23 protein-coding genes are annotated in these 21,072 nt (G+C 37.8%); 15 read left to right on the top strand and 8 right to left on the bottom strand.

From position 1 onward, the window contains the following. Positions 1-36: 36 nt before the first annotated feature. On the bottom strand, positions 37-1,341 hold the full coding sequence (locus C8D94_RS06910; protein WP_115123206.1) for an OmpA family protein: 1,305 nt from the start codon (positions 1,339-1,341) through the stop codon (positions 37-39). A gap of 198 nt (positions 1,342-1,539) precedes the next feature. On the opposite strand from C8D94_RS06910, the gene tpx reads away from it, so the two are divergent. The 9 genes from tpx (at position 1,540) to C8D94_RS06865 (ending at position 11,007) form a co-directional block, all read left to right on the top strand. After that, positions 1,540-2,040 (top strand): thiol peroxidase, encoded by a 501-nt coding sequence (gene tpx, locus C8D94_RS06905; RefSeq protein WP_115123205.1) that lies wholly within the window; start codon positions 1,540-1,542, stop codon positions 2,038-2,040. Then, a complete protein-coding gene (locus C8D94_RS06900) occupies positions 2,040-2,399 on the top strand; it encodes a diacylglycerol kinase (RefSeq protein ID WP_115123204.1) in 360 nt (119 codons plus the stop codon). Before tpx ends, C8D94_RS06900 begins: the two co-directional genes overlap by 1 nt. A 281-nt stretch (positions 2,400-2,680) precedes the next feature. Then, the gene (locus C8D94_RS06895) at positions 2,681-4,090 is read left to right on the top strand and encodes a vWA domain-containing protein (protein ID WP_115123203.1); all 1,410 of its coding nucleotides are present in this window, start codon (positions 2,681-2,683) and stop codon (positions 4,088-4,090) included. Between the two features lie 77 nt (positions 4,091-4,167). After that, the gene (locus C8D94_RS06890; RefSeq protein WP_115123202.1) at positions 4,168-4,722 is read left to right on the top strand and encodes a hypothetical protein; all 555 of its coding nucleotides are present in this window, start codon (positions 4,168-4,170) and stop codon (positions 4,720-4,722) included. Positions 4,723-4,732: 10 nt separating this feature from the next. Then, a complete protein-coding gene (locus tag C8D94_RS06885; RefSeq protein ID WP_115123201.1) occupies positions 4,733-5,728 on the top strand; it encodes a hypothetical protein in 996 nt (331 codons plus the stop codon). Between the two features lie 85 nt (positions 5,729-5,813). After that, the gene (locus C8D94_RS06880) at positions 5,814-6,260 is read left to right on the top strand and encodes a hypothetical protein (RefSeq protein WP_115123200.1); all 447 of its coding nucleotides are present in this window, start codon (positions 5,814-5,816) and stop codon (positions 6,258-6,260) included. 92 nt (positions 6,261-6,352) lie between these two features. After that, a complete protein-coding gene (locus C8D94_RS06875; RefSeq protein ID WP_115123199.1) occupies positions 6,353-8,734 on the top strand; it encodes a DNA translocase FtsK in 2,382 nt (793 codons plus the stop codon). Next, positions 8,721-9,377 (top strand): LolA family protein, encoded by a 657-nt coding sequence (locus tag C8D94_RS06870; protein ID WP_394340209.1) that lies wholly within the window; start codon positions 8,721-8,723, stop codon positions 9,375-9,377. Before C8D94_RS06875 ends, C8D94_RS06870 begins: the two co-directional genes overlap by 14 nt. A gap of 7 nt (positions 9,378-9,384) precedes the next feature. Continuing rightward, complete coding sequence (locus C8D94_RS06865) at positions 9,385-11,007, top strand: LptF/LptG family permease (RefSeq protein WP_115123198.1); 1,623 nt, start codon at positions 9,385-9,387, stop codon at positions 11,005-11,007. Between the two features lie 219 nt (positions 11,008-11,226). On the opposite strand, the gene C8D94_RS06860 is transcribed toward C8D94_RS06865, so the two are convergent. Then, positions 11,227-11,580 carry a hypothetical protein gene (locus tag C8D94_RS06860; RefSeq protein ID WP_115123197.1) on the bottom strand — a complete coding sequence of 118 codons (354 nt, stop codon included), beginning with the start codon at positions 11,578-11,580 and terminating at the stop codon, positions 11,227-11,229. A 61-nt stretch (positions 11,581-11,641) separates the two neighbouring features. Between C8D94_RS06860 and C8D94_RS06855 the strand changes: the two genes are divergently transcribed. Beyond that, positions 11,642-12,283: an AbiU2 domain-containing protein gene (locus tag C8D94_RS06855; RefSeq protein ID WP_115123196.1), complete on the top strand. Its 642-nt coding sequence runs from the start codon at positions 11,642-11,644 to the stop codon at positions 12,281-12,283. Between the two features lie 19 nt (positions 12,284-12,302). Beyond that, entirely contained in the window at positions 12,303-12,638 is a 336-nt protein-coding gene (locus tag C8D94_RS06850) for a hypothetical protein (RefSeq protein WP_147278512.1), read from the top strand. Between the two features lie 3 nt (positions 12,639-12,641). On the opposite strand, the gene C8D94_RS06845 is transcribed toward C8D94_RS06850, so the two are convergent. The 3 genes from C8D94_RS06845 to C8D94_RS06835 all read right to left on the bottom strand — a co-directional run bounded on the left by C8D94_RS06845 (position 12,642) and on the right by C8D94_RS06835 (position 15,068). Continuing rightward, the gene (locus C8D94_RS06845) at positions 12,642-13,751 is read right to left on the bottom strand and encodes an HNH endonuclease (RefSeq protein ID WP_115123194.1); all 1,110 of its coding nucleotides are present in this window, start codon (positions 13,749-13,751) and stop codon (positions 12,642-12,644) included. Continuing rightward, the gene (locus C8D94_RS06840) at positions 13,752-14,669 is read right to left on the bottom strand and encodes a hypothetical protein (RefSeq protein WP_115123193.1); all 918 of its coding nucleotides are present in this window, start codon (positions 14,667-14,669) and stop codon (positions 13,752-13,754) included. It lies immediately after the preceding gene. 183 nt (positions 14,670-14,852) lie between these two features. Then, a complete protein-coding gene (locus C8D94_RS06835) occupies positions 14,853-15,068 on the bottom strand; it encodes a helix-turn-helix transcriptional regulator (RefSeq protein ID WP_115123192.1) in 216 nt (71 codons plus the stop codon). A 107-nt stretch (positions 15,069-15,175) separates the two neighbouring features. On the opposite strand from C8D94_RS06835, the gene C8D94_RS06830 reads away from it, so the two are divergent. Both C8D94_RS06830 and C8D94_RS06825 read left to right on the top strand, forming a co-directional pair. Next, complete coding sequence (locus tag C8D94_RS06830; RefSeq protein ID WP_147278511.1) at positions 15,176-16,303, top strand: SH3 domain-containing protein; 1,128 nt, start codon at positions 15,176-15,178, stop codon at positions 16,301-16,303. Beyond that, positions 16,300-16,632 carry a hypothetical protein gene (locus C8D94_RS06825; protein ID WP_115123190.1) on the top strand — a complete coding sequence of 111 codons (333 nt, stop codon included), beginning with the start codon at positions 16,300-16,302 and terminating at the stop codon, positions 16,630-16,632. The genes C8D94_RS06830 and C8D94_RS06825 overlap by 4 nt, the downstream gene beginning before the upstream one ends. Here the strand turns inward: C8D94_RS06825 and C8D94_RS06820 are convergent. Beyond that, positions 16,622-17,656 (bottom strand): IS1595 family transposase, encoded by a 1,035-nt coding sequence (locus tag C8D94_RS06820; RefSeq protein ID WP_115123189.1) that lies wholly within the window; start codon positions 17,654-17,656, stop codon positions 16,622-16,624. The two genes, C8D94_RS06825 and C8D94_RS06820, sit on opposite strands and share 11 nt — an antisense overlap. A gap of 176 nt (positions 17,657-17,832) precedes the next feature. On the opposite strand from C8D94_RS06820, the gene C8D94_RS06815 reads away from it, so the two are divergent. After that, positions 17,833-18,069: a hypothetical protein gene (locus tag C8D94_RS06815; protein WP_147278510.1), complete on the top strand. Its 237-nt coding sequence runs from the start codon at positions 17,833-17,835 to the stop codon at positions 18,067-18,069. Positions 18,070-18,199: 130 nt separating this feature from the next. After that, a complete protein-coding gene (gene ribB / locus C8D94_RS06810; RefSeq protein ID WP_115123187.1) occupies positions 18,200-19,345 on the top strand; it encodes a 3,4-dihydroxy-2-butanone-4-phosphate synthase in 1,146 nt (381 codons plus the stop codon). A 158-nt stretch (positions 19,346-19,503) separates the two neighbouring features. On the opposite strand, the gene C8D94_RS06805 is transcribed toward ribB, so the two are convergent. Together C8D94_RS06805 and C8D94_RS06800 are read right to left on the bottom strand one after the other, a co-directional pair. Continuing rightward, positions 19,504-20,217, bottom strand: a complete 714-nt coding sequence (locus C8D94_RS06805) for a hypothetical protein (RefSeq protein ID WP_115123186.1) — start codon at positions 20,215-20,217, stop codon at positions 19,504-19,506. A 217-nt stretch (positions 20,218-20,434) separates the two neighbouring features. After that, the gene (locus tag C8D94_RS06800; RefSeq protein WP_147278509.1) at positions 20,435-21,043 is read right to left on the bottom strand and encodes a hypothetical protein; all 609 of its coding nucleotides are present in this window, start codon (positions 21,041-21,043) and stop codon (positions 20,435-20,437) included. Positions 21,044-21,072: the final 29 nt, after the last annotated feature.

The raw sequence follows: 21,072 nt of genomic DNA, 5'->3' as shown, positions 1-21,072 counted from the left end.
AATTGTAATATTTTAAAATTCATTTTCTTTCAAAGGTTATAAGAGGATAAATTCTGTTCTGCGGTTCTTTGCCTTGTTCATTGCAGTATCGTTGGAGGCAACAGGTTCGGTTTCTCCTTTTCCCTTTGTGGTCAATCTGCTTGCTGACACTCCAAAATCAGTCACCAAAGCATTTTTTACGGCAGTGGCCCTTCGTGCGCTCAAATCCATATTATACTCGTTGCTACCGTCACTATCTGTATGTCCCGCGATTAGAATATTTTTGTCTTTCTCGGCCTTTATGGCATCGGCGAGTTGTTTTAATATTCCGTAGGCTTCAGGTTTTAGTTGGTCGCTGTCCACATCAAAAGTGATGGCTGTGGTGGAGTAGCTTCCCGTTTTGAACAATTTTTCACGGGGTTCCGGCAATCCTTCAGCAACGCGGAGATTGCTAATGAGAATGGCCTGGTCATCGCCCAAACCATAGGTGTCAAAAAGTATAGCCCCGAAGTTTTGGGTATCATTGATAGCGCGAGGTGCATCAAAAAACTTTTCACCGTTCACGTACATTCTGTAGCGCTTTCCCTTTACCGAAATGGCTACGTGCATCCCATCCTTAAATGCTTGGCGTATATCTTTTTTTACGTGCCCGTTGGTAAGTTCCCCTGCTCCTTCATTATCGATGGATTTGACATATTGTTCCTTCACCCAATTTGGAAATGGGGACAGGTAGCTATACACCCAACGACTACCGATCTTCAGAGGTTTTTTTCCATCGCCAAAATACACATAGAAACCTGCCGTTTGGGAAACCTTTTCGTTCATATTGTAGGATCGCAGATCAAACTCTACGGTAAAATCCTTGGGTAGCTCTTCGGGCAGATCCGCCTCGTACCAAGTGTCATTATATAGCTTTAACCATTTTTGTTTTGGGTTGTCGCTTAGTGTGATCAATTCGCCTGAGCCATTGGTATTCCACAATTGTGGAAAATCGCCCACGGGGTCATTGGCAAAATCATCATAAAGAATTAGATCTTCCCCAGTTACCCAATCGCTTTTTTTATACATGCTTATTTCGGCTGCTTCGGTAGTGGGTGGAGCGTCGCTGTTTCCACTTTCGCTGGAACCACCACCAGAAGAAGTACCCCCAGATTGCGATCCCCCACCACCCTGTCCATTCCCTAAAATAGTGTCCATGGCTTTCTCGGTCTCCTTTTGGGTTTTATCCTCGAGCTTTCTCTCGACGGTTTTTTCGGCCTTTTTCTTTATTTTTTTCCAGATTTGTGCCTCGACACCTTGCGTTGCCCCAAGCACAAACAAGGCACAAACCATTACTGTTAAGAAGTTGTTTTGATTTTTCATTTCAGTGAGATTATATATTGGTTTTTGAATGTCTACAAAGCTATCGGGAACCTAACTACCTGTCAATTACCCAGTTGGGTGATTTTGTAATGGTAGAAAATGTATTGGTATACTGAAGTGCATCCTTCAGTTTTATGAAAGCTTTACCACCACCTTTTATCCTGAATGCCTATTTTTATAGCTTAAAACAGAACCACCATGGCACAAATTACCTTAGGGGGCACTCCCACCGAAACATCTGGAAAGCTACCAGAGAACGGGTCGAAACTTTCAAATTTCATTTTGACCGCTAGCGATCTCTCTACAAAAAACCTACACGATTATGATGGCTACCGAAAAGTGCTGAATATTTTTCCCAGTGTGGATACGGGCGTTTGTGCAACTTCGGCACGAAAATTTAATGAAGAAGCCTCACGATTAGAGAATACAAAGGTGCTCTGCATTTCACGCGACCTACCTTTTGCGCAGGCACGTTTTTGTGCTTCAGAAGGATTGGAAAATGTTGAAATGTTGAGTGATTTTAAACAGGGTAGTTTTGGTAAGGAAAATGGTCTCGAGATAAGCAACGGTGCTTTTGAGGGACTGCACTCCCGTGTTGTGATAGTACTTGATAAGGACAATACGATATTGCATACGGAGCAGGTTCCTGAAATTGGACAAGAACCCAACTACCAAGATGCACTTAACGCTTTACAGTAATGTGGAATACATTTTTAGGCAAACGCATTAAAGGCTTTAAATATGCTACAAAAGGAGCTTATATGCTCATCAAGAATGAAGCGAGCATACAGGTACAGTTTGTTATTGCACTCATTATGATTGGTGCTGGATTCTACTTTGAAATTTCAGCGACCGAATGGCTCGCACAGATGCTTGCCATAGGGCTTGTTTTAAGTGTTGAGGGACTTAACACCGCTGCCGAAGAGATTGCCAACTTTGTCCATCCCGATTTTCACAATAAAATAGGTTATATAAAAGATGTAGCCGCAGGAGCTGTTTTCTTTGCCGCTGGAATAGCGATAATTGTTGGCTGTATTATCTATATACCTAAGTTTTAAATTCAAGGTTTTAGGTTCCAAGCTTCAAATTTTATCTATTGTCCGCGCCTAAATAGCGTTGACCTCTTTTAATTGGATTAAACTACTAAACGAAATGGGCGAGCGAAACAGCCCGTATCCTACCAACAACTTCAGTTGCGTACTACCCACTAAAAACTACCTACTAAAAAACCACCCAAACGGGTAATTGACACCCTAACTCATTGGTTGTAAGTTTATTCCTAATTATTTTTTTGTCGTAACTTTCGTTTCGGCATTCTAACCAACAACTATTTTCAACTATGAAGAACTTACTCATAACCCTCTGCTTGTGTGTAGTAGCAAAGACCCTGTTTGCACAGTCCAGGCAAGCACCGGAAGTCCCCTCGCCCATTATTTTCGTTTACGATGCCAGTGGCTCTATGTGGGGCCAGATGGAAGGCAAGACCAAGATGGAGATAGCATCTTCGGTGCTTTCTACGTCCATCAACAATTTTGCTGAAAACCAACAAATTGGTTTGGTTGCTTATGGCCACCGTAAAAAGGGAGATTGCCGTGATGTGGAAACGTTACTTCCGCTTACCAATACTTCAAAAGTGAAAGTTTCTTCAGCAGTGAAAGCTATTAAACCCCTGGGAAAGACACCCTTGGCACATTCCGCCGAAAAAGTGATTGGGCAACTGCGTACTAGAAAGGAAAAAGCTACCATTGTATTAATTACCGATGGTATTGAGTCCTGTGACGGGGACATTTGCAAGGTAGTTTCAGCAGCCAAAAAAGAGGGGATCGATTTTAAACTGCACATTGTTGGTTTCGGTTTAAAGGAAGGAGAAACATCCCAATTGAAATGCGCCGCAAAAGCAGGAGACGGGAATTATTACGACGCAGCAGATGCTGGTGGATTGAGCGATGCCATGACCGATGTTGCCGTACAAACCGTTGATAAACCCGCAGGAAATCTTGGTGTGTTCGTGCTAAAGGATGGAAAACCATTAGATGCAGATGTACAGGCATACTTGAGCGGAACAAAAAATAAAGCCGATGCTGGCCGTACCTATAAGGACACCACCTATCTCTACCTCCCACAGGCAACCTATGATCTGGAGGTCAAGCAACACGGTTTTAATAGTATTTCTCCCATTGTAATTAAGGGCGTAAAAACCTTGAATGAGGAAGTAACCTACAAGACCGTGAGCCTGGACGGGGCAAAATTGAACGTTTCCGTTTTTAACAACGGTACGCTATGGGACAGTCAGGTTCGCATCGCAACCCCGGACGGAAAACTTGTGGCTGGTAGCAGAACTTACGGCAAACCAAAGGAATTACAAATTGATGCTGGCACCTACAATGTAACCGTTATCGCCAGGGACATCCACGGTCTTGAAAAAGAATATGTGATTGAAAACGTAGCAGTAGGTAATGGCGAAGTGACCGAAGTTTCGCACAACTTTAAAACGGGTACAGCCATTCTGGGTGCTACATATCAAGAACAACCTTTCGATGCGCACATTGATATTAAAGAAGTTTCAACAGGGAAAAGCGTTTATGCTTTTAGAACGCGAAAAAGAAATTTAGAATTGTTGCTGAACCCGGGAACGTATGAAGTTTCCTTTTGGGAGCCCAACGCATATAACAAAACCGCAAAGGGCGTAACATTTACCATAGAAGTTAAAGAAGGCAAAACCCTCACCAAAACTGCTGAAGTAAAATAATTATGTACCTTAGAATCTTACAGCTTAGTTGCCTTTGTTTTTTCCTGGAGTGCATTCCTGCTTTTGCCCAAAACCAAATGGGCGAAGGTTTTTTCTCCCCAAAGACCGATGTGGTGGAAACCCTGTACCTCTACGGTAACTTTAACAAAGATGGCGTAAACCGAAAGGTCTTGGATAGCATTACATTCAGCAAGCGTTATGCTAACCACGTGGACGCTATTGGGTATGCCCCAAAGAATTTCCGTCCTTTCCACGAAAAACTGGATTATGGATTGTTTATACTTAGGGTGAAACGATTAGGACGGGATTACCACGAAATCATCATAAACGAAGAAACTAACGAGACCGTCTATGTTAGCGCATGGCAAGGGAGTTTTATGGGCTGGGGTGAGTTTTTCCTGAATTGCCACTCAGTAGAATTTAAAGACAAGAACCAAAAAGTCTTTGACGATCCTATGATAAAATCGGCTGGCCGCGTGGTTGCTCCGGGAAATTTTAAACCCCGCTACATTATGGGAGATTGGATGGAGGTTGAAATTTTGGATGACAACTACAACACCGTAAAAGGAAAAGGGTGGATACGTTGGAAAAAAGACGGAAAAATCTTGATACATTATAACTTATTTGCTTAAACCTGTTGCCATGAAAAACTTCTTTAAACCCGCCCGTATTGGATTTTACGTTTTAATGTTACTTGCTTTTTTTATTATCGGGCTATACTACGCAGGGTATGTAGGTGCCGGCAAGGGGGAAGGATTAGCGGGGGGCGCCATTGTTTTGGGCTACGGTATTATTTTTGGCGGAGTAGCTTTTGTAGCTTCTTTTTTTATTGCACACTTTTTGGAAATTTCAAAAATCAAGATCATAAATTGGGTATTGTTGATTTTGATTCTTGCCACTTGGGGGTACAAACATTACCAATTCAGGCAACGGGACTCCATACAGGAAGAAAAAAACGCGCCATACCAGAATAAGAACAAAACCCCTACTGAAATTGCAGAACCCATTTCAGCACATTTAAAGATGACCGTTCCAATAAAGAATGAAAAGGGTATTGCTGAAACTTCAGGACAAGAAGACTTGGGAATTGGCTTTTTTAAGCCCAATTTTCATGAGTATCCCACACTCTATTTTTATGGAGGTATAAATTTGGAAAAAGGAGTTGTTGACCATCTGCCCCAGGACAGCTTGGTTTTAAGAAAAAACCAAAATGGCGATTTCACCAGTACCTACGCCCCTCCCTACCTTTTGCCAGAACATATGAAACTGGACTACGGTATCTTTCATTTTAAAGCATTGGGGATAGGATACGATTTTGTAAAAGTAGAAGTGAACAAACAAAATGGCCAGATTGCCTACTTGAACAAAAATGATGGGGAAATCCTTTATTGGCCAGAATTTTTATTGTCCGTCAACACAATTGAAATGTTAGCCGAACATCCACAACCCATTAAAATAAAACCTTTGGACCATGCTAGCCAAACGAGTACATCCCACGCCTTTTTAAAACCCTTGTTAGTACAGGGCGAATGGATGCTCGTATTGTTGACCGATAAAACCTTTACGACACTGGACACAGGGTGGATTCGCTGGAAAAGCGATGGTAAATTGCTCATTTCCTTTTCTTTTTTAAGCTGAAAAGGAGGCTAAGCCCTATATCGAGACTTACTAAAAGTTTTAAATTTAGTACATTTCAGCAATAGCACTACAAAAAACAACGTACATGAAAAAATGGATTATTATATGTAGTATCTCATATTGCCTCTCCAGCTGTTCGTACCTTACACAGTTTTACATTTATAATAATTCCGAAGATACACTTCAAATAGTATATAAAACCAAGAGAACCCAATTGGACAAGCCTTTTGTAACGGCGCCAAAATTGTTCAAGTTCAAAAATTATAAAAAAGTAAAGAACGAAATTGCCAACCCGCAAGCCATCACCAAAAGAGACTCTCTAACCCTGCATGCAACACTAATCCCCAAACAAGCGTTGTGGGTGGGAGTAGATGTAAATTTCAGTTTGAAATACGATGGAGAGATACTGAGTGAAAACCTGGAATACCTACATATTATTAAAAACGGAGATACCACAACGTACACCTCGAGCAATATTGCCCAAAAGTTCCATACCTATACTAGCGATCACGTAGGTATAGCCATTGAATAACTTGTGTAAATTTTGAACCCTATCAATTTACCCTTTCCAAAATTTTTATGTAGTTTGTAACGTTGTATTTTTGCACAACGACACTAGCATTTATGGCCAAAAAGAAAAAAAAGACCAACAAAAAATCTGCCACCACGCGTAAAAAAATATCCTTTACGCTTTCCAAACAGCAAAAAATAGTACTGGGAAGTTTTTTAACCCTCCTTGGCTTGGCGCTCATTATTTCGTTTGCCTCCTATTTTCTCACCTGGCAAGCAGACCAAAGCGATATTGGCATTCTGGACCGTGAAGCTGAGACCAAAAACTGGCTCAATAAATTTGGCAGCAACGTGGCCCACTTTTTTGTGTACCAAGGCTTTGGTGTTGCTTCTTTTATCCTCGCCTTCCTAATTACCCTTACAGGCGTTTATTACTTTTTGGACTATGCAAAAAAACAATTGCAACGCTTTTGGTTTTGGGGGATATTGGTAATGATATGGATTGCTGTGTTCTTCGGTTTCTTTACTGGAACGTCAACAATAGCAAGCGGCACCATAGGGTTTGAGATTAACGACTTGCTCCAGGATTACCTTGGGCTCACAGGAGCCATTTTGGTGATGACGTTCCTCGCTATTGTCTATTTTGTGATTCGCTTAAAAATTACACCTGAGAAAGTTTCAGCAGTATTTCAGAATACGAAAAAAGGCATAAAAGAAGATTTCAATGCTGAAACAATAGACCAAACAGATTATGAGAAAGACGTGGTTGAAAATTTAGTTGAAGACCAAAAAGCTACCTCCTCTACTTCAGAAATGGAAATAGTGACGCCTCCTGAAGAAAAAATTGAAGAACCCGTCCTAAAAACCGAAATACAAAAAGACATAGCCCCAGATAGCGATGTGGCTATGGAGGTAGAGGCCGCCGCCGAAGAAGACGAAGTAGAGGAAAACCTGAGCAAAAAGCTAGTGGAGGATTTCGGGCAGTTCGACCCCACACTGGAGCTGAGCAATTACAAATTCCCCACCATAGAACTGCTCAAGGATTACACCGCAGGAAAGAGCATTACCATAAACCAAGAAGAGCTGGAAGAAAACAAGAACCGCATCGTAGAGACGCTCCAGAACTATAAAATAGGTATCTCGAACATCAAAGCTACTATAGGTCCTACGGTAACGCTCTACGAGATTGTGCCCGAAGCTGGTGTCCGTATTTCAAAGATCAAAAATTTGGAAGATGATATCGCACTATCGCTTTCGGCATTGGGCATACGTATCATTGCACCTATTCCCGGGCGAGGCACCATAGGTATCGAGGTGCCCAATAAAAACCCGAAAATTGTTTCCATGCGCTCTGCCATTGCATCGCCAAAGTTTCAGAATGCCGAAATGGAACTACCCCTCACCCTTGGAAAAACCATTAGCAACGAAACCTTTGTGGTAGATCTTGCCAAGATGCCCCACCTCTTGATGGCCGGAGCCACGGGACAGGGTAAATCGGTTGGGCTCAATGCCATCCTTACTTCGCTTCTGTACAAAAAACATCCTGCCGAGGTGAAGTTTGTCCTGGTAGATCCTAAAAAAGTAGAACTCACGCTTTTCAATAAAATTGAAAGACACTACTTGGCCAAACTGCCCGATACCGAAGAAGCTATCATTACCGATACTAACAAGGTAATAAATACACTCAACTCGTTGTGCATTGAAATGGACGAGCGTTACGACCTGCTCAAGGACGCGATGTGCCGTAACATAAAAGAATACAATAAGAAATTTAAGAATCGAAAACTGAACCCGAACGATGGGCATAAATTCCTACCCTACATAGTATTGGTGATAGATGAGTTTGCCGATTTGATTATGACCGCCGGCAAGGAAGTAGAAACACCCATCGCACGATTGGCGCAATTGGCACGTGCCATTGGTATACATTTGATTGTTGCTACGCAGCGACCATCGGTAAACGTTATTACGGGTATCATTAAAGCTAACTTCCCTGCAAGGATTGCTTTTAGGGTAACCAGTAAGATAGATTCCAGAACAATTTTGGACTCCGGCGGGGCGGACCAGCTCATTGGGCGTGGAGATATGCTCTTTACACAGGGTAACGACCTCACACGTTTACAATGTGCTTTTGTAGACACCCCCGAAGTTGCAGATATCACAGATTTTATAGGAAGCCAAAAGGCATATCCAGATGCACACATGCTACCAGAATACGTTGGTGAAGAAGGTGGCACAACTCTTGATAATAATGTGGAGGAACGTGATAAACTGTTTCGCGATGCTGCCGAAGTTTTGGTAATCGCACAACAAGGATCGGCTTCATTATTACAAAGGAAATTGAAGCTAGGTTACAACCGTGCAGGCCGCATCATAGACCAATTGGAAGCCGCAGGGATTGTGGGCCCTTTTGAAGGCAGTAAGGCAAGACAGGTGCTCGTTCCCACTATTGAAGCTTTAAGCCAACATTTAGACAACGAAAATGAAGACACTTAAAATGAAGAATTTAGTATTACTCATAATAGCTACGGTAACCTTTGGATTTGCACAGGCACAGGATCCAAAAAAACTTTTGAATGAAGTTTCGGCAAAAGTAAAAAGTTACGATAACATAAAAATAGATTTTAAGTACAACCTCAACAATGCAAAAGAAGGTATAAACCAAGATACGCGTGGCGATGTCACCCTAAATGGTGATAAGTACGTGCTCAACATGCTGGGCACCACTACAATGTTTGACGGTAAGAATATATACACCGTGGTACCAGAAGATGAGGAAGTGACCATTTCAAGATACAACCCTGCCGAGGATAAGCAAATTACCCCAAGCAAAATGCTCACATTTTACGAAAAGGGCTATACGTACAAGATGGATATTACCCAAAATATAAAAGGACGTAAGATCCAGTTTGTAAAGCTTATTCCTATAGATAGCAATGCCGAAATAAAAGACATATTATTGGGAATAGATGCGCAGACGAAGCATATCTACAAATTGATACAAACAGATGCCAACGGGACAAAATATACCCTTACCGTAAATTCTTTTAAAACCAACCAACCCATTAGCACTGCAATGTTTACTTTTGATGAGGCCAAATACAAAAAGGACGGCTACTACATCAACAAACTAGACTAGACACCTGGTGAAAATACTGGACCGGTACATATTAACCACATATTTGAAGACGTTTGCGAGCGTCTTCATTATTTTAATGTTCATTTTTGTACTACAAAGTATATGGCTCTATATTTCTGAATTGGCGGGTAAGGACCTCGCCTTTTCTGTTATACTGAAGTTTCTGTGGTTTTTTGCCCCAAAACTGATCCCTATGGTGTTGCCCCTCACTATCTTGGTGGCATCGCTAATGGTCTTTGGGAATTTTGCTGAAAAGTACGAGTTCGCAGCTATGAAATCTACTGGGATTTCATTACAGCGTGCCATGCGTAGCCTCATGGTTTTTATCATCGCCCTAGCGGCCACAGCCTTTCTCTTTAGTAACAATGTAATCCCCTATTCTGAATATAAATGGCAAAACCTGCGCCGTAACATTGCCCAGTTGAGTCCCTCCATGGTCATTGCCGAAGGACAGTTTAGCCAAGTGGGCGACGATTTCAATATTAAGGTGGACAAAAAACATGGTGAAAGGGACCAATACCTGGACAATGTTGTAATACACAAGAAAAACCCAAAGAGGCCCAACAACAACAACATTGTCATGATTGCCGAAAAAGGCGAGCTTATTGGCGAAGAAAACAGCAATACCCTTACCCTGCTTCTTAAGAATGTAAACTATTATGAAGATATAGTCCCCGATAAGGTTTCTGAACGCGATAAGCTGCCATTCGCAAAAAGCTTTTTGGATGAATACGCCATAAACCTGGACCTCACCAAGTTCAACGATGTGGATGTAGACAAGGAAAACGAGCTGAACAGCCATAACATGTACCAAGTGCATGAGCTCGTACAGGAAATTGATACGCTTTCAAGAGCCTTTTCAACCGATATTTCAGAATTTGGCAACAATATGTACTACCGCACCGGTATTGTAAAGTTTAATGACGAAAAAGTAGCAGATACCGTGGCTGTTGAAAACCCCAGCAATGTGCTGGAACTGGTAAACCCTGTACGAAAGCTGGAGGTTGTCTCTATGGCACTAAACAACGTAAAGGGCACACTGCAATCTGTAGATGCCAAGAAAAACGAATTTAAAGTAAAGATCAAGCGCCTTAACAAGCACGAGATAGCCTTCCATGAAAAATTTGCATTGGCCATTGCGTGCATTATCCTCTTTTTTGTAGGTGCTCCACTGGGAGCAATTATTAGGAAAGGAGGTATGGGGCTTCCCATGGTGATTGCCATTATGTTGTTCTTAACGTATCATTTTATCGGGATTTTTGCCAAGAACAGTGCGGAGGACGGTACCCTTCACCCCTTTATAGCCACCTGGTTGAGCACTGCCATTATGCTACCCTTGAGTATCTGGCTCACCTATAGGGCCACGACAGACCAAGGCGTGTTTGATATGGATACCTTTTTCCAACGTATTGCAAGGCTCTTCGGAAAAAAAGCTACTGATGCTGCAATTGTTGATGGGGAGGAAGCTGTATTGTTAACACAATCTGAAAAAGCACTTGTCCTCTCTAGAAATGATAAACAGCTTATCGCAATTGTAAAACAAACCGACGGCGAGCCTCATTCCAATGAAGTGCTACAAGCTGCCAAACAACAGCTAAAATCGAAAGGCTACGATTTGGATTCATTGTAGACAGTACACGTTTATTCAAAACAATATCCCAAATTTTCAAGCAGCTAAAATTTCAGAAAAAATAATATTCATGGTACCCTAAAAAGGAAATAGTACACAACCCTATACTCTCAATCCCAAAAGGAACCAGCGCACTCATTCAATATTAAAAAACACAAATTATAATTATTGGCGCTGTTGTAGAATAATGTGGGTTTTCAAATCCGACATCGAAAAATATCAATTATTTCCGACATATTCAATCAACTTCTCTTTTATATATTCGTAAAGTCGTCTTTTCTCTTTTCGTTCTCCTTTTTTATAAATATAGTTTGTGGTGAAATATTTTCCTAGATGTTCTTTACATTCATCGGATGTATTCTTATGTATAAAGTTGATCCAATCTTCAAGGCTTTCTTGAAAGTTAATATCTTCTACTAACTGCTCTAAGTTATTCCCATACCCACCGACAATATTATCAAAGATCATTTCAAAGAATATTTTTTCGAGGTCTTCCGATAGGGTTATTTTTTCTGGTTGTGGTTTTGAACCAATTGCGATTTTATTTTCTTTAAAACTTACTAGATATTTCATATTGTATATATAAAAAATAAAGGTCTTATTGTATCTTTAACACATTGAATTTAAAATATGTATGATGATAGATAAAAAAGAAAAACTAGAAAGGTACATTAAGATAGTATCGAATATATTATTTAAAACACAAGAGCATTATTTGATAGTTGAATATCTGATGAAATCGGAAGAAGATGATCAGGCTCATTATGAGAAAAAGATGAATTCATACTTTCATTATTCTCGATATACTAATTGGCAAATGACAGTTATTGAAATCTCAAAGTTATTTATTGAAAGGGAAAAGTTTAGTATTCAGAAGTTGATAAAAAAATTCAGAAATGATGGAGAATTTAAATGGGTTGGATTAGACGAACGTAAAATAGACATTTGGTTTTCAAAAATTAATACTTATGGATTACAGATTGAAAATTTGAAATTACAAAGGGATAAATTGTACGCTCACGAAGATGGTGTTGAGCATGAAATAAAGGGAATAGTAAAACTTTCTGATATAGATGCTCTTTTAGAAATTGCTCACGATGTTGTAAAAGAAGTTCGATTTTCATTGGGGTTGTCTTTGATGGATAGAAAAATTATGAACTCACCTGCGGAAAATTTAAAGTACTCAATTGATAGGTTAGTTAAAGAGAAAAGAACATATATGGAAGGTTATCGGAAACTGGCGAAACAATATGATTTAGAAAGTGAATTGGATTAAATACGTAAAAAAAATAAATATGATAGAGCATTTTAAAGACACTGATTTAGAGATAACATATTCTCATTGGAAATCTGAAAACAAGGAAAAGTATTTTTTGTTTCCACCCCTAACACACCTTAATGTACCCCTACAAGGAATACAAATAAATTCAAGTGGAAAAATATCTAGATTGGACTTCAATTTAATAGAGGATGAGGATAAAATAATTTTCCATGATATTCATAGTGGAAAAGCTTATTATTTTGAGTTAGATAAAGAGGATAGAAATAAATGTCATTTCTCTGGACAGAGTGGCTTAAAAGAAACTTGGACTCGACAACCTATGGATACTGTTTCGGAATGGTTGGGATAGTTTTTACTCAAATTCTAATTTGGGAAGAACTCTTATTGTTGGTTCTCTAACTTCGTCAGGATTCACGTATTTTGTTCGGTGGTCGTCCTCTTCTAAAACAGGGCTTATGGTCAATTCTATTTCCCCTTTATCACTAATATTTCTAGCGAATAATTCCCATTTTAGAACTACCTTATTGGTATCGTGTCTTGTTCTAAAACAAATTGAATCAATTCTTACAGTATCTTTTTGAACAAGAACATTTTGACTAGGAGTAAATTCACCTCTTAAATTTTCGTCAAATTTGACATTATAAGAATAATTATAAAAGTCTAAATGTTTGTCATTTTTGTCTACCGAATCAACATTAACAACGTTTTCGAAATTTAGATAAATTTTGTAATCTTCAAGAGGTACGCTGCTAATATTTTTGATGCTGATATCTATGACGCAATTACTCTTATTGATTTCTTTGTATTCAGTCATTTTCATCATATTCATGGAATGTTTTATTGGCTGGCAGTCAATGTTCTCATTTTCATCCTCAAATCTATATTTATCACTGCTCATAAAGTCTAAATATTCGTCATAGGTTTTGATTTTATTTAGATTAGGTATGTAAAAAGGGCTATTCCATGTATTTTCATTGATTCTTTTTCTTACAAAGTCCATAGGGTCTTCTCCAGTCAATTCATAGAATCGATACATACTTTTTTTATCAATATACCGTGTTGTTTCTTGAACAAATATTGGTGTAAGTGAGCCTTCTGATTTTTTATTATTCAATACAATTTCTATGTAATTTTCTGGTGGTGGTTTAATATCATTTGTTTCAACAATATTAAACCAACTATTCCTGTGTTTTTTTAATTCACTAGGTGATAGTTTTGAACCTTTCGGGTGACCAGCGAAATAATGACCCGCATCAGCATGACAATTAAAACATAATCCAATAGCATTGTCTATACTATCATCCCCTCCCTGTTTTTGTGGTTTTATGTGATGGACTTCTATATTTAATCCAACACCTTTTCGACAGACACAACAATGTCTCGCACATCGAACAAATATTTCTTCTTTAACTTCTCTTGAAAACCCCAAATCAATAAATTTTAGTTTTAAAATATAATTCAATTAAATGAGAAATTCATCCCCTCTATAAGAGTAGTTATAGAAGTTTATTAACTCTCTCAAATCTTCACTCATAGAATTAAAAGCATTTTTAAATTCACTATCGTTTTGAATAATATCACTTATCAAAAACGAACCAAACATATTGAGCTTACTGATAGAAACTTTTGTAGAAAACTCATCAAAATTTTCATTCCACATATCTTTTAATTGAATTACAGAAATACTTTGTGTATGAGCATGCCATGATAGATAATTATATACATTTTGACCGATATGAGATTTAAGTCCTGAATCGTAAATTAGATCTTTCCATGATGCTGGAAAAAATTTATCATCCTTAAAGGTGAATTTCCATTCTCTATTGATTTGTTTCAAAAAAGTTTCTTGTTTCTGTTCTGATAAATTTTTGAAGAAATTTCTGTTTATAATTCTTTCAGTTAGAAGTTCAATACTATCTTTATCACTCTGATTCACTCTCCTTTCTTCATCATTCTCAGGAAGAACACCCCTTTTTGTAAGCCCGTATCTTAACCAAATCTCAAACCTTCCTGACAATAAATCTTCATCTTTGAAACGATTAGATATATAGTTCAACACTAAGTAATTTTCTATCGACCCTCTCACTAAAACACTTATTGAAAATGGGTCTTTTACAATTGTCTCAAAATCTTTTGATTTTGATTTAAGTGTAATACCATCAGTTAATTTCTTGACTGAATTTATGTGTAATAAAAATTTCTGCGTAATTAAGTTGATGTAGTGTAATCGTTCTCCGTGAAAATTAGTCTGTTTGTTGTCAATTCGAGAAATATATAATGCTAGAAGAATATCTGAAATCTTTTCAAAATGATTCATTTCTGATTTTAAATCTCCACCCAATAACTCCAAACCATATTGAATGAAATAACCCTGATTCATTTGTGAATTTAAACTTTTAGATATTGAACAATATAAGAAGTAAATAAAATGACTACCAACCCTACGTAAGTATGACCTAAGATGGACTTAGGATCAGGGACTGGAATAAAGAGAAAATCCAAGCGTTGAGCATTACACTGCAATGTTGGACTCAATTTGACAGATTGGTAGTCATTTATAAAATTACAAAATATCTTTCAATTCAACTTCAAGACCTTTACAAATTTCCATTAAGTAGATATAAGAAGGATTTATCTCACCAGCTTCAAGTCGTGAGATACTTTGTTGGTCTTTATCAATACGGACACCTAGATCAAATTGAGTAAGACATAAACGCTTTCTAACCGCTTTAATCTTTTCACCAAGTTTTTTCAGTTCTATGTCCTTGTTTATCTCCATTGTAGAGAACAAAGAGGGTGATATTCCAGGATTATTTACACAACGGATACGTTGTATTTTAAAATTTATAGTTATAATTGCCCCGTAAATTCTTAATCCATAGTCCTATGAAAAATTCAATCTTCATCCTAATAGTCGCAATTTTACTACTCAGTTGTAAAGACCAATCCAAAAAAGAAAAGGATATTTTAACTACTGAAACAATTTCTAAAACAGAAAATGTTTCGAATAATTTAGATTTAGAAGGTATAAATGAACTATTTCAAAAGAGTAGTCCATATACTCGTGATAGTGGAGATTTCTTCGGAGTTGAAGCGTTAGTTTTTGATGGAAATACCGTTCGTTTTTCTGTGGCATCTCTTTATGTTATGGGTGAGATTATTGATCGAGAAGATATTACAGGTACTTACAAAGTATCGAGTAATGGAAATACTTTGACTGTTCAGTTTGATTTTAACACCAACTTTGTTTTCGTGGATTATTTAATAGACGGTTCAAAGAAAAACGGAAAGTCAATCAAAGAAGTTAGTGTTCCATATATCTTGAAAGGAACTAAGACTAAAGATGATTTCATAATACTTAAAGATTGGGAAAACAAAATTGAAAAAGAGGAAAGAATAAAACAAGAAGAAATCGAAAATAACAAGGAAGAAGTTATAGAGGATTACGGAATTGATGAAAACACCATTTTAGGACGATATAAGAGTTCTGATGAAGAAAAGGATGTCAGTGTCAGTATTACATCAATAGATGAAAAAGAACTATCTAAATTTGGTAAAAAAGGTGTTGTTAGTGGTGTTCTAATGGTAAAGGATGTCGAAAAGGAATTTACATCTGCATATGAAACTGGTTATGATGGTAACAGATATACTTTTTCTATTGATTATAAGAAAGATAGGGGAAGAACCTATGGTGTTCTTTTCGTGTTTGAAAATGGGTTAGAAGCCAATTTTTTTAGTGACTCTGGTGCGTCTAAAAGATTTGAATTAGAAAAGATAGACGTTACCGAAGAGGTTGAGGAAGAAAATAGCATTGTTACAACAACAAAATACTTCAAAATAAATGATCCCGATGGTTACTCAAATCTTAGAGATAAACCAAAGGGAGAGGTTATCCGTAAGGTTTTAAAGAATGAAAAATTTGAAGTGTTATCTTCTGATGGAGAATATAAAAAAGTAAAACTATCGGACGGAACAATAGGTTATATACATAGTTCAAGAGTTGTTAAACTATGATAGAACTAGACAAACTTCTTAACGACTTATCCAAAAGACCAACATCATTTAAGAGCATAAAAGAAAGTCTTTATGGAGTTCATTTATCTGATGATATGATTGTTGAAACTGATGAGACAATGGTATTGATAGACTATAAATTTAAGAGGTTTATAATGAAAGAAAGTGAGATGCCATCAACTTGGATTATTGATGTTGATGTCAAAAATCAAGATGGAGGAATTCTGGACTATAAAGTTAAAAACCAAAAAGTGCTTCAACAGAAAATGTTTGAACTACTCATTAAAATTTCAGATGTTGATGGAGTTCTGAGAAAAATTAACTCTTGAAACTTAAAAACTCTTGATACTTTTCTTCGACGCTCTTTGATCTTTTAAAAGTATTAGTATCATCCAACATGAAATCCCACCATTGATTTCTTTGGTTTTCAGTATCGTCATTTTTCAGTATTTCTAACATTAAGAAATAGTTTAAATAATTCTGTAAATACTTAGTAGATACCGAAGAGAAACACTCCTTAATCCACCTTCTCAAACGACCTACGAGGTTGTTTAAATTATTGACATGATAAATTGGATACTTCGGATGAACATGATCTTTCGCCAGAAATGTGATGTGTTCAAATCCCATTGTCTTAAAGAATTTTACTAATGCTTTCGACTTATCTGATATAACGATGTTCTCTTCATTGTATTTATTCATATCCATTTCTCTATAAAGGTTTTCAGTAGTTACCTTTCCATAAGTTACAAGTTTCAAATCAATAGTCTTGTAACGATCTAATGAAACCATTACAGATACATCTTGGTCATTATTTACACCTCTTTTTCTCTTCCCAATTTTCAGAAAGTTATTCTTCCGACCTTTTTGGTTGAACCCCATAATCACATCATCTGTCTCAACTATACCCTTAAACTTCTTTGTGAATATTCCACTGAAACTCTCTAATGTTTTATGTCTCCAATCAAAAACAGTCTTTGTGGATAAAGAAAGTCTTTTAGCAATCTTTCTAATACTATCCCCTTCAAACATTAACTCAATAAACTCTCGGAACTCATCGGTCTTTTTAAGTCCGTGAATAGTTGTTCCTGTAAGTTCGTTAAAGGTCTTTTTACAACCTTGACATTGATACCTTGTTCCACCAGTAACTTTAACACCGTCACCATTTTTGATTTTATAAGTTCCGTGTTTATGGATTGTCGTGTGATTACAATGAGGACAACTCGATGGTTTCTCCTTATGATTTAAGATTGGACGTGAATCAATTATTTGTTTGGATAATAATTGGATTATTTCCTGTTGCTTCTGATATGGAAGGTTTTTAAAGTCCTTTGAAAATTCTGAAAAATTCATATTTTTTAATTTTTGGATCTTAGCTAAGATCCAGAGAATACTGGTGATACGGGAATTTAAAGCGCTAAATTTGCGCTAAAATTCTATACCTTATATGAATTGAAAATTAAAAGTTGCCTCGGGAATGAAAAAAAAGTATCTTGGAGAAGTATTTTTCTAATATATATTAGATGAATATGAGAATTAGATTTAGGAATTTTTTAAAAAAAATAGGGTTGATAAAGAAAGATAAACTTGAAGTGTTAGAGAGTGTTTCAAAAGATATAAAGAGATTAATTGAAGAAGAAAATCAAACTAATCCTATTGATCCCAAAACCCATCTTAACGGAATGTTATGGTTACAAATGTATCAAGTCCTTGAAATCATTGAAAAGATGAAAAAGGGAAGTCCAAATTTAGATTGGAATAATTAATCCCACATTATTCTACAACACCGCCTAATTATTTAACCTATTTAAGATTAATGAGTGGTTGTATGGACACGAACTAAATTATATCGAAGCAACACAATTCCGTATCTTTGCACTTTAAAAAGCTGCTATAATGACTACCGAGAACGGCATACAAATAAAACTGAACACCATACAAGAAGCCATTGAAGACATTCGCAATGGAAAGGTAATTATTGTGGTAGATGATGAGAACCGTGAAAACGAAGGCGATTTTGTGGCTGCAGCAGAATTGGTTACCCCAGAGACCATCAACTTTATGGCCAAACACGGCCGTGGACTGATATGCGCCCCTATTACCGAAACACACTGCAAAGAGTTGCAACTGGAGATGATGACGGGCAATAATACCGATCCTATGGAAACCGCTTTCACCATTTCGGTAGATTTAAAGGGACAGGGTGTAACCACTGGGATCTCAGCCTCAGACAGGGCAAAAACCGTTAAGGCTCTCATTGATCCAAAGACACAACCCCACGACTTGAGCAAACCGGGACATATCTTCCCATTAAAGGCAAAAGACGGTGGCGTCTTGAGAAGAACGGGGCATACCGAAGCGGCCATAGACTTTGCACGCCTTGCCGGATTACAACCTGCAGGAGTGATCGTGGAGATTATGAACGAGGATGGTACCATGGCCCGCCTTCCCCATTTGGTTGAAGTTGCTAAGCGTTTCGACCTTAAACTGGTCTCCATTGAAGACTTAGTGGCGTATAGAATGGAACACGATTCTTTGATTGAAAAGAAAGAAGATTTCAACATTAACACCAAGTTTGGGGCTTACAGGTTGCGGGCGTACAAGCAAACTACCAACGACCAGGTACATATCGCCCTTACAAAGGGTAGCTGGAAAGAAAATGAACCTGTTATGGTACGTGTAAACTCTACATTGGTGAACAATGATATTTTAGGCACCCTAACGAGCAATGCCGATAAAAAACTGGACGATATGTTCAGCGCCATTTCTACGGAAGGTAAAGGCGCTATTGTTTTTATCAATCAACAAAGCCAATCCTTTAACTTATTAAGCCGTTTAAAAGTGTTGAAAGAGTCTCAAAAAGAAGGTGAAGTTGTGAAGGCCCCTGCCATTGCCATGGATAGTAAGGATTTTGGGATAGGCGCACAAATACTCCATGATTTGGGCATTCACAAGATTAAATTACTATCCAACAGTGAGCAGACCAAGCGCGTTGGCATGATTGGGTATGGGCTTGAGATTATGGAATATGTTTCGTATTAATTACAATTTCCGAAAGAAATAATTAGCATCCCTTGGGAGTTCTGGAATCACTGTATGTTTATGCTCTTTAAACCACGATGCATTGAGTCCGCGTTCGTGTTCTAGCTCGTATTTGCCTATCACTTCTGTTTTAACAAGGTTCCATCCTGGTTTATAATCTAGGTTATATACAACTTTATTTTCAGCTTCGATGGTGTTCGTACCTTCTCTACGAACTGTGTTTTTGTTTCCTCGGTGCCTTTCGTACTGGCAGCTCCATCTACGTATACCCAAGAAACCAGGTATCCTTCATCACCCATGGTCAAGGTGCTTTGGTTGGTAAGATTATACGTAACGCGTACCGAATTTCCCAACGTTAAATTCCCGATAACCGCTCCGTTCTTCACTACCTGCATCGTAGTCTTACCGAAATACCCCGTTTCGGGATTATGAGAACGCAATGTAGTCATGTCCTGAATATCATAGAATACCAAATTTGAAATATTGCTAACTTTTGTTTCTGTTTGAATAGTTTCTGGCAAGTGTACCTTTATAGTTCCATCACTTTCAATACTACCTACTTTTATGGTTTCTGGACTAGTAGCGTTATTCTTATATCGGTAGGTCATCACCAAGTCCACAACGCCTTGTTCCCAATTTTCAAACCTATTATCTCTACTCATTTGAGTGTTTTTCCAGTACCAATCGTCTTGATTATATTGGGTGTTATTTCTATTTTCTTTAGAGCTTTCTCCTGTTGCTTCTTTTGTAGCATCAGCAGCTATCGCTTTTGTATTGGTAACTTCAACTTTTGGTTCCGTTTGTGTGGATGTTGGATCATTACAACTCATAAAAAATATGAAAGTGAAAAGTACTATCGTGAAATGTTTCATTGTATCTTTCTTTTTTAGTTCTATAAAATCTTATAAATCAACGCATTGCACTAATTTTTCAAGGTTTTCTGGATGGGTCATAAGTTCTTCGTAATCATCTTCTGCTTGATCTAAAAAGTTGGTGAAATTTGCAGCACAATCGGACTTTCCAAGATTTTTAACCTCTTCGACACCGCAGGATACCGAAAGGATAAAAACTATAAGTAAAGCAACTATTTTAGTTACTCAACTTGTTTAAATTCAAACCTTTAACAATTTGATCCAATTCACTTTGTTCTATCTCGTGGGTTTCAACATCTACAGCAAAGCGTTCGTTATAAAACATAGAGAGGCTATATGAATCTCCTGTTTTATTATAACTCTCTTTTACTTTTATCCCGTTAATCATCCTGCTTTTAGTATACCCCCATTTATCTTCAGTATCATAATCCATTTTACTGGACATACGGTACGGTCCTACGCCACCTGCTCCCTTTTCGCCTGCTCCGTCAATGACCATGACCCGAATTCTTTTATTACCTACCTTATAATTTGCAGCACAGGAACCCAGTCCTGGTAAAAAATTAAACTGTGGTGTTGTTGATGGCATACCCAGTACAGTTTCTGGCAACCAGGCTTCCCATTGTTCCTTGGTAAGGTGTTCCATTTTACGCAGTAGTTGAATATTCTCTTGCATACCTGAAGCACTCTCGGCTACTTTTTTTGAGTTCTTTATGGTTTGGGTAGCATTCTCAATTTCTGTTGCTACTTTATTGGACTCGTTTCCGCAGGAGGACAACGTCATTATTAAAAAGAGGATAGCTGGTATGTATTTTAAATAGTTCATAAATTTGTTTTAGGGTATTTGTTTTAGGG

The sequence above is a fragment of the Marinirhabdus gelatinilytica genome, from assembly GCF_003353425.1.
GTDB classification, from domain to species: domain Bacteria; phylum Bacteroidota; class Bacteroidia; order Flavobacteriales; family Flavobacteriaceae; genus Marinirhabdus; species Marinirhabdus gelatinilytica.
This window is presented reverse-complemented; position numbering and strand designations above follow the sequence as displayed.

Bases quoted from the DNA above. Each gene is read 5' to 3' on its own strand.
- C8D94_RS06820 (WP_115123189.1), bottom strand. From the start codon at position 17,656: ATGAATTTTTCAGAATTTTCAAAGGACTTTAAAAACCTTCCATATCAG.
- C8D94_RS06855 (WP_115123196.1), top strand. From the start codon at position 11,642: ATGATGATAGATAAAAAAGAAAAACTAGAAAGGTACATTAAGATAGTA.
- C8D94_RS06850 (WP_147278512.1), top strand. From the start codon at position 12,303: ATGATAGAGCATTTTAAAGACACTGATTTAGAGATAACATATTCTCAT.
- C8D94_RS06900 (WP_115123204.1), top strand. From the start codon at position 2,040: ATGTGGAATACATTTTTAGGCAAACGCATTAAAGGCTTTAAATATGCT.
- C8D94_RS06910 (WP_115123206.1), bottom strand. From the start codon at position 1,341: ATGAAAAATCAAAACAACTTCTTAACAGTAATGGTTTGTGCCTTGTTT.
- C8D94_RS06895 (WP_115123203.1), top strand. From the start codon at position 2,681: ATGAAGAACTTACTCATAACCCTCTGCTTGTGTGTAGTAGCAAAGACC.
- ribB (WP_115123187.1), top strand. From the start codon at position 18,200: ATGACTACCGAGAACGGCATACAAATAAAACTGAACACCATACAAGAA.
- C8D94_RS06805 (WP_115123186.1), bottom strand. From the start codon at position 20,217: ATGAAACATTTCACGATAGTACTTTTCACTTTCATATTTTTTATGAGT.
- C8D94_RS06840 (WP_115123193.1), bottom strand. From the start codon at position 14,669: ATGAATCAGGGTTATTTCATTCAATATGGTTTGGAGTTATTGGGTGGA.
- C8D94_RS06885 (WP_115123201.1), top strand. From the start codon at position 4,733: ATGAAAAACTTCTTTAAACCCGCCCGTATTGGATTTTACGTTTTAATG.
- C8D94_RS06890 (WP_115123202.1), top strand. From the start codon at position 4,168: ATGGGCGAAGGTTTTTTCTCCCCAAAGACCGATGTGGTGGAAACCCTG.
- tpx (WP_115123205.1), top strand. From the start codon at position 1,540: ATGGCACAAATTACCTTAGGGGGCACTCCCACCGAAACATCTGGAAAG.
- C8D94_RS06870 (WP_394340209.1), top strand. From the start codon at position 8,721: ATGAAGACACTTAAAATGAAGAATTTAGTATTACTCATAATAGCTACG.
- C8D94_RS06825 (WP_115123190.1), top strand. From the start codon at position 16,300: ATGATAGAACTAGACAAACTTCTTAACGACTTATCCAAAAGACCAACA.
- C8D94_RS06815 (WP_147278510.1), top strand. From the start codon at position 17,833: ATGAGAATTAGATTTAGGAATTTTTTAAAAAAAATAGGGTTGATAAAG.
- C8D94_RS06830 (WP_147278511.1), top strand. From the start codon at position 15,176: ATGAAAAATTCAATCTTCATCCTAATAGTCGCAATTTTACTACTCAGT.
- C8D94_RS06800 (WP_147278509.1), bottom strand. From the start codon at position 21,043: ATGAACTATTTAAAATACATACCAGCTATCCTCTTTTTAATAATGACG.
- C8D94_RS06880 (WP_115123200.1), top strand. From the start codon at position 5,814: ATGAAAAAATGGATTATTATATGTAGTATCTCATATTGCCTCTCCAGC.
- C8D94_RS06860 (WP_115123197.1), bottom strand. From the start codon at position 11,580: ATGAAATATCTAGTAAGTTTTAAAGAAAATAAAATCGCAATTGGTTCA.
- C8D94_RS06835 (WP_115123192.1), bottom strand. From the start codon at position 15,068: ATGGAGATAAACAAGGACATAGAACTGAAAAAACTTGGTGAAAAGATT.
- C8D94_RS06875 (WP_115123199.1), top strand. From the start codon at position 6,353: ATGGCCAAAAAGAAAAAAAAGACCAACAAAAAATCTGCCACCACGCGT.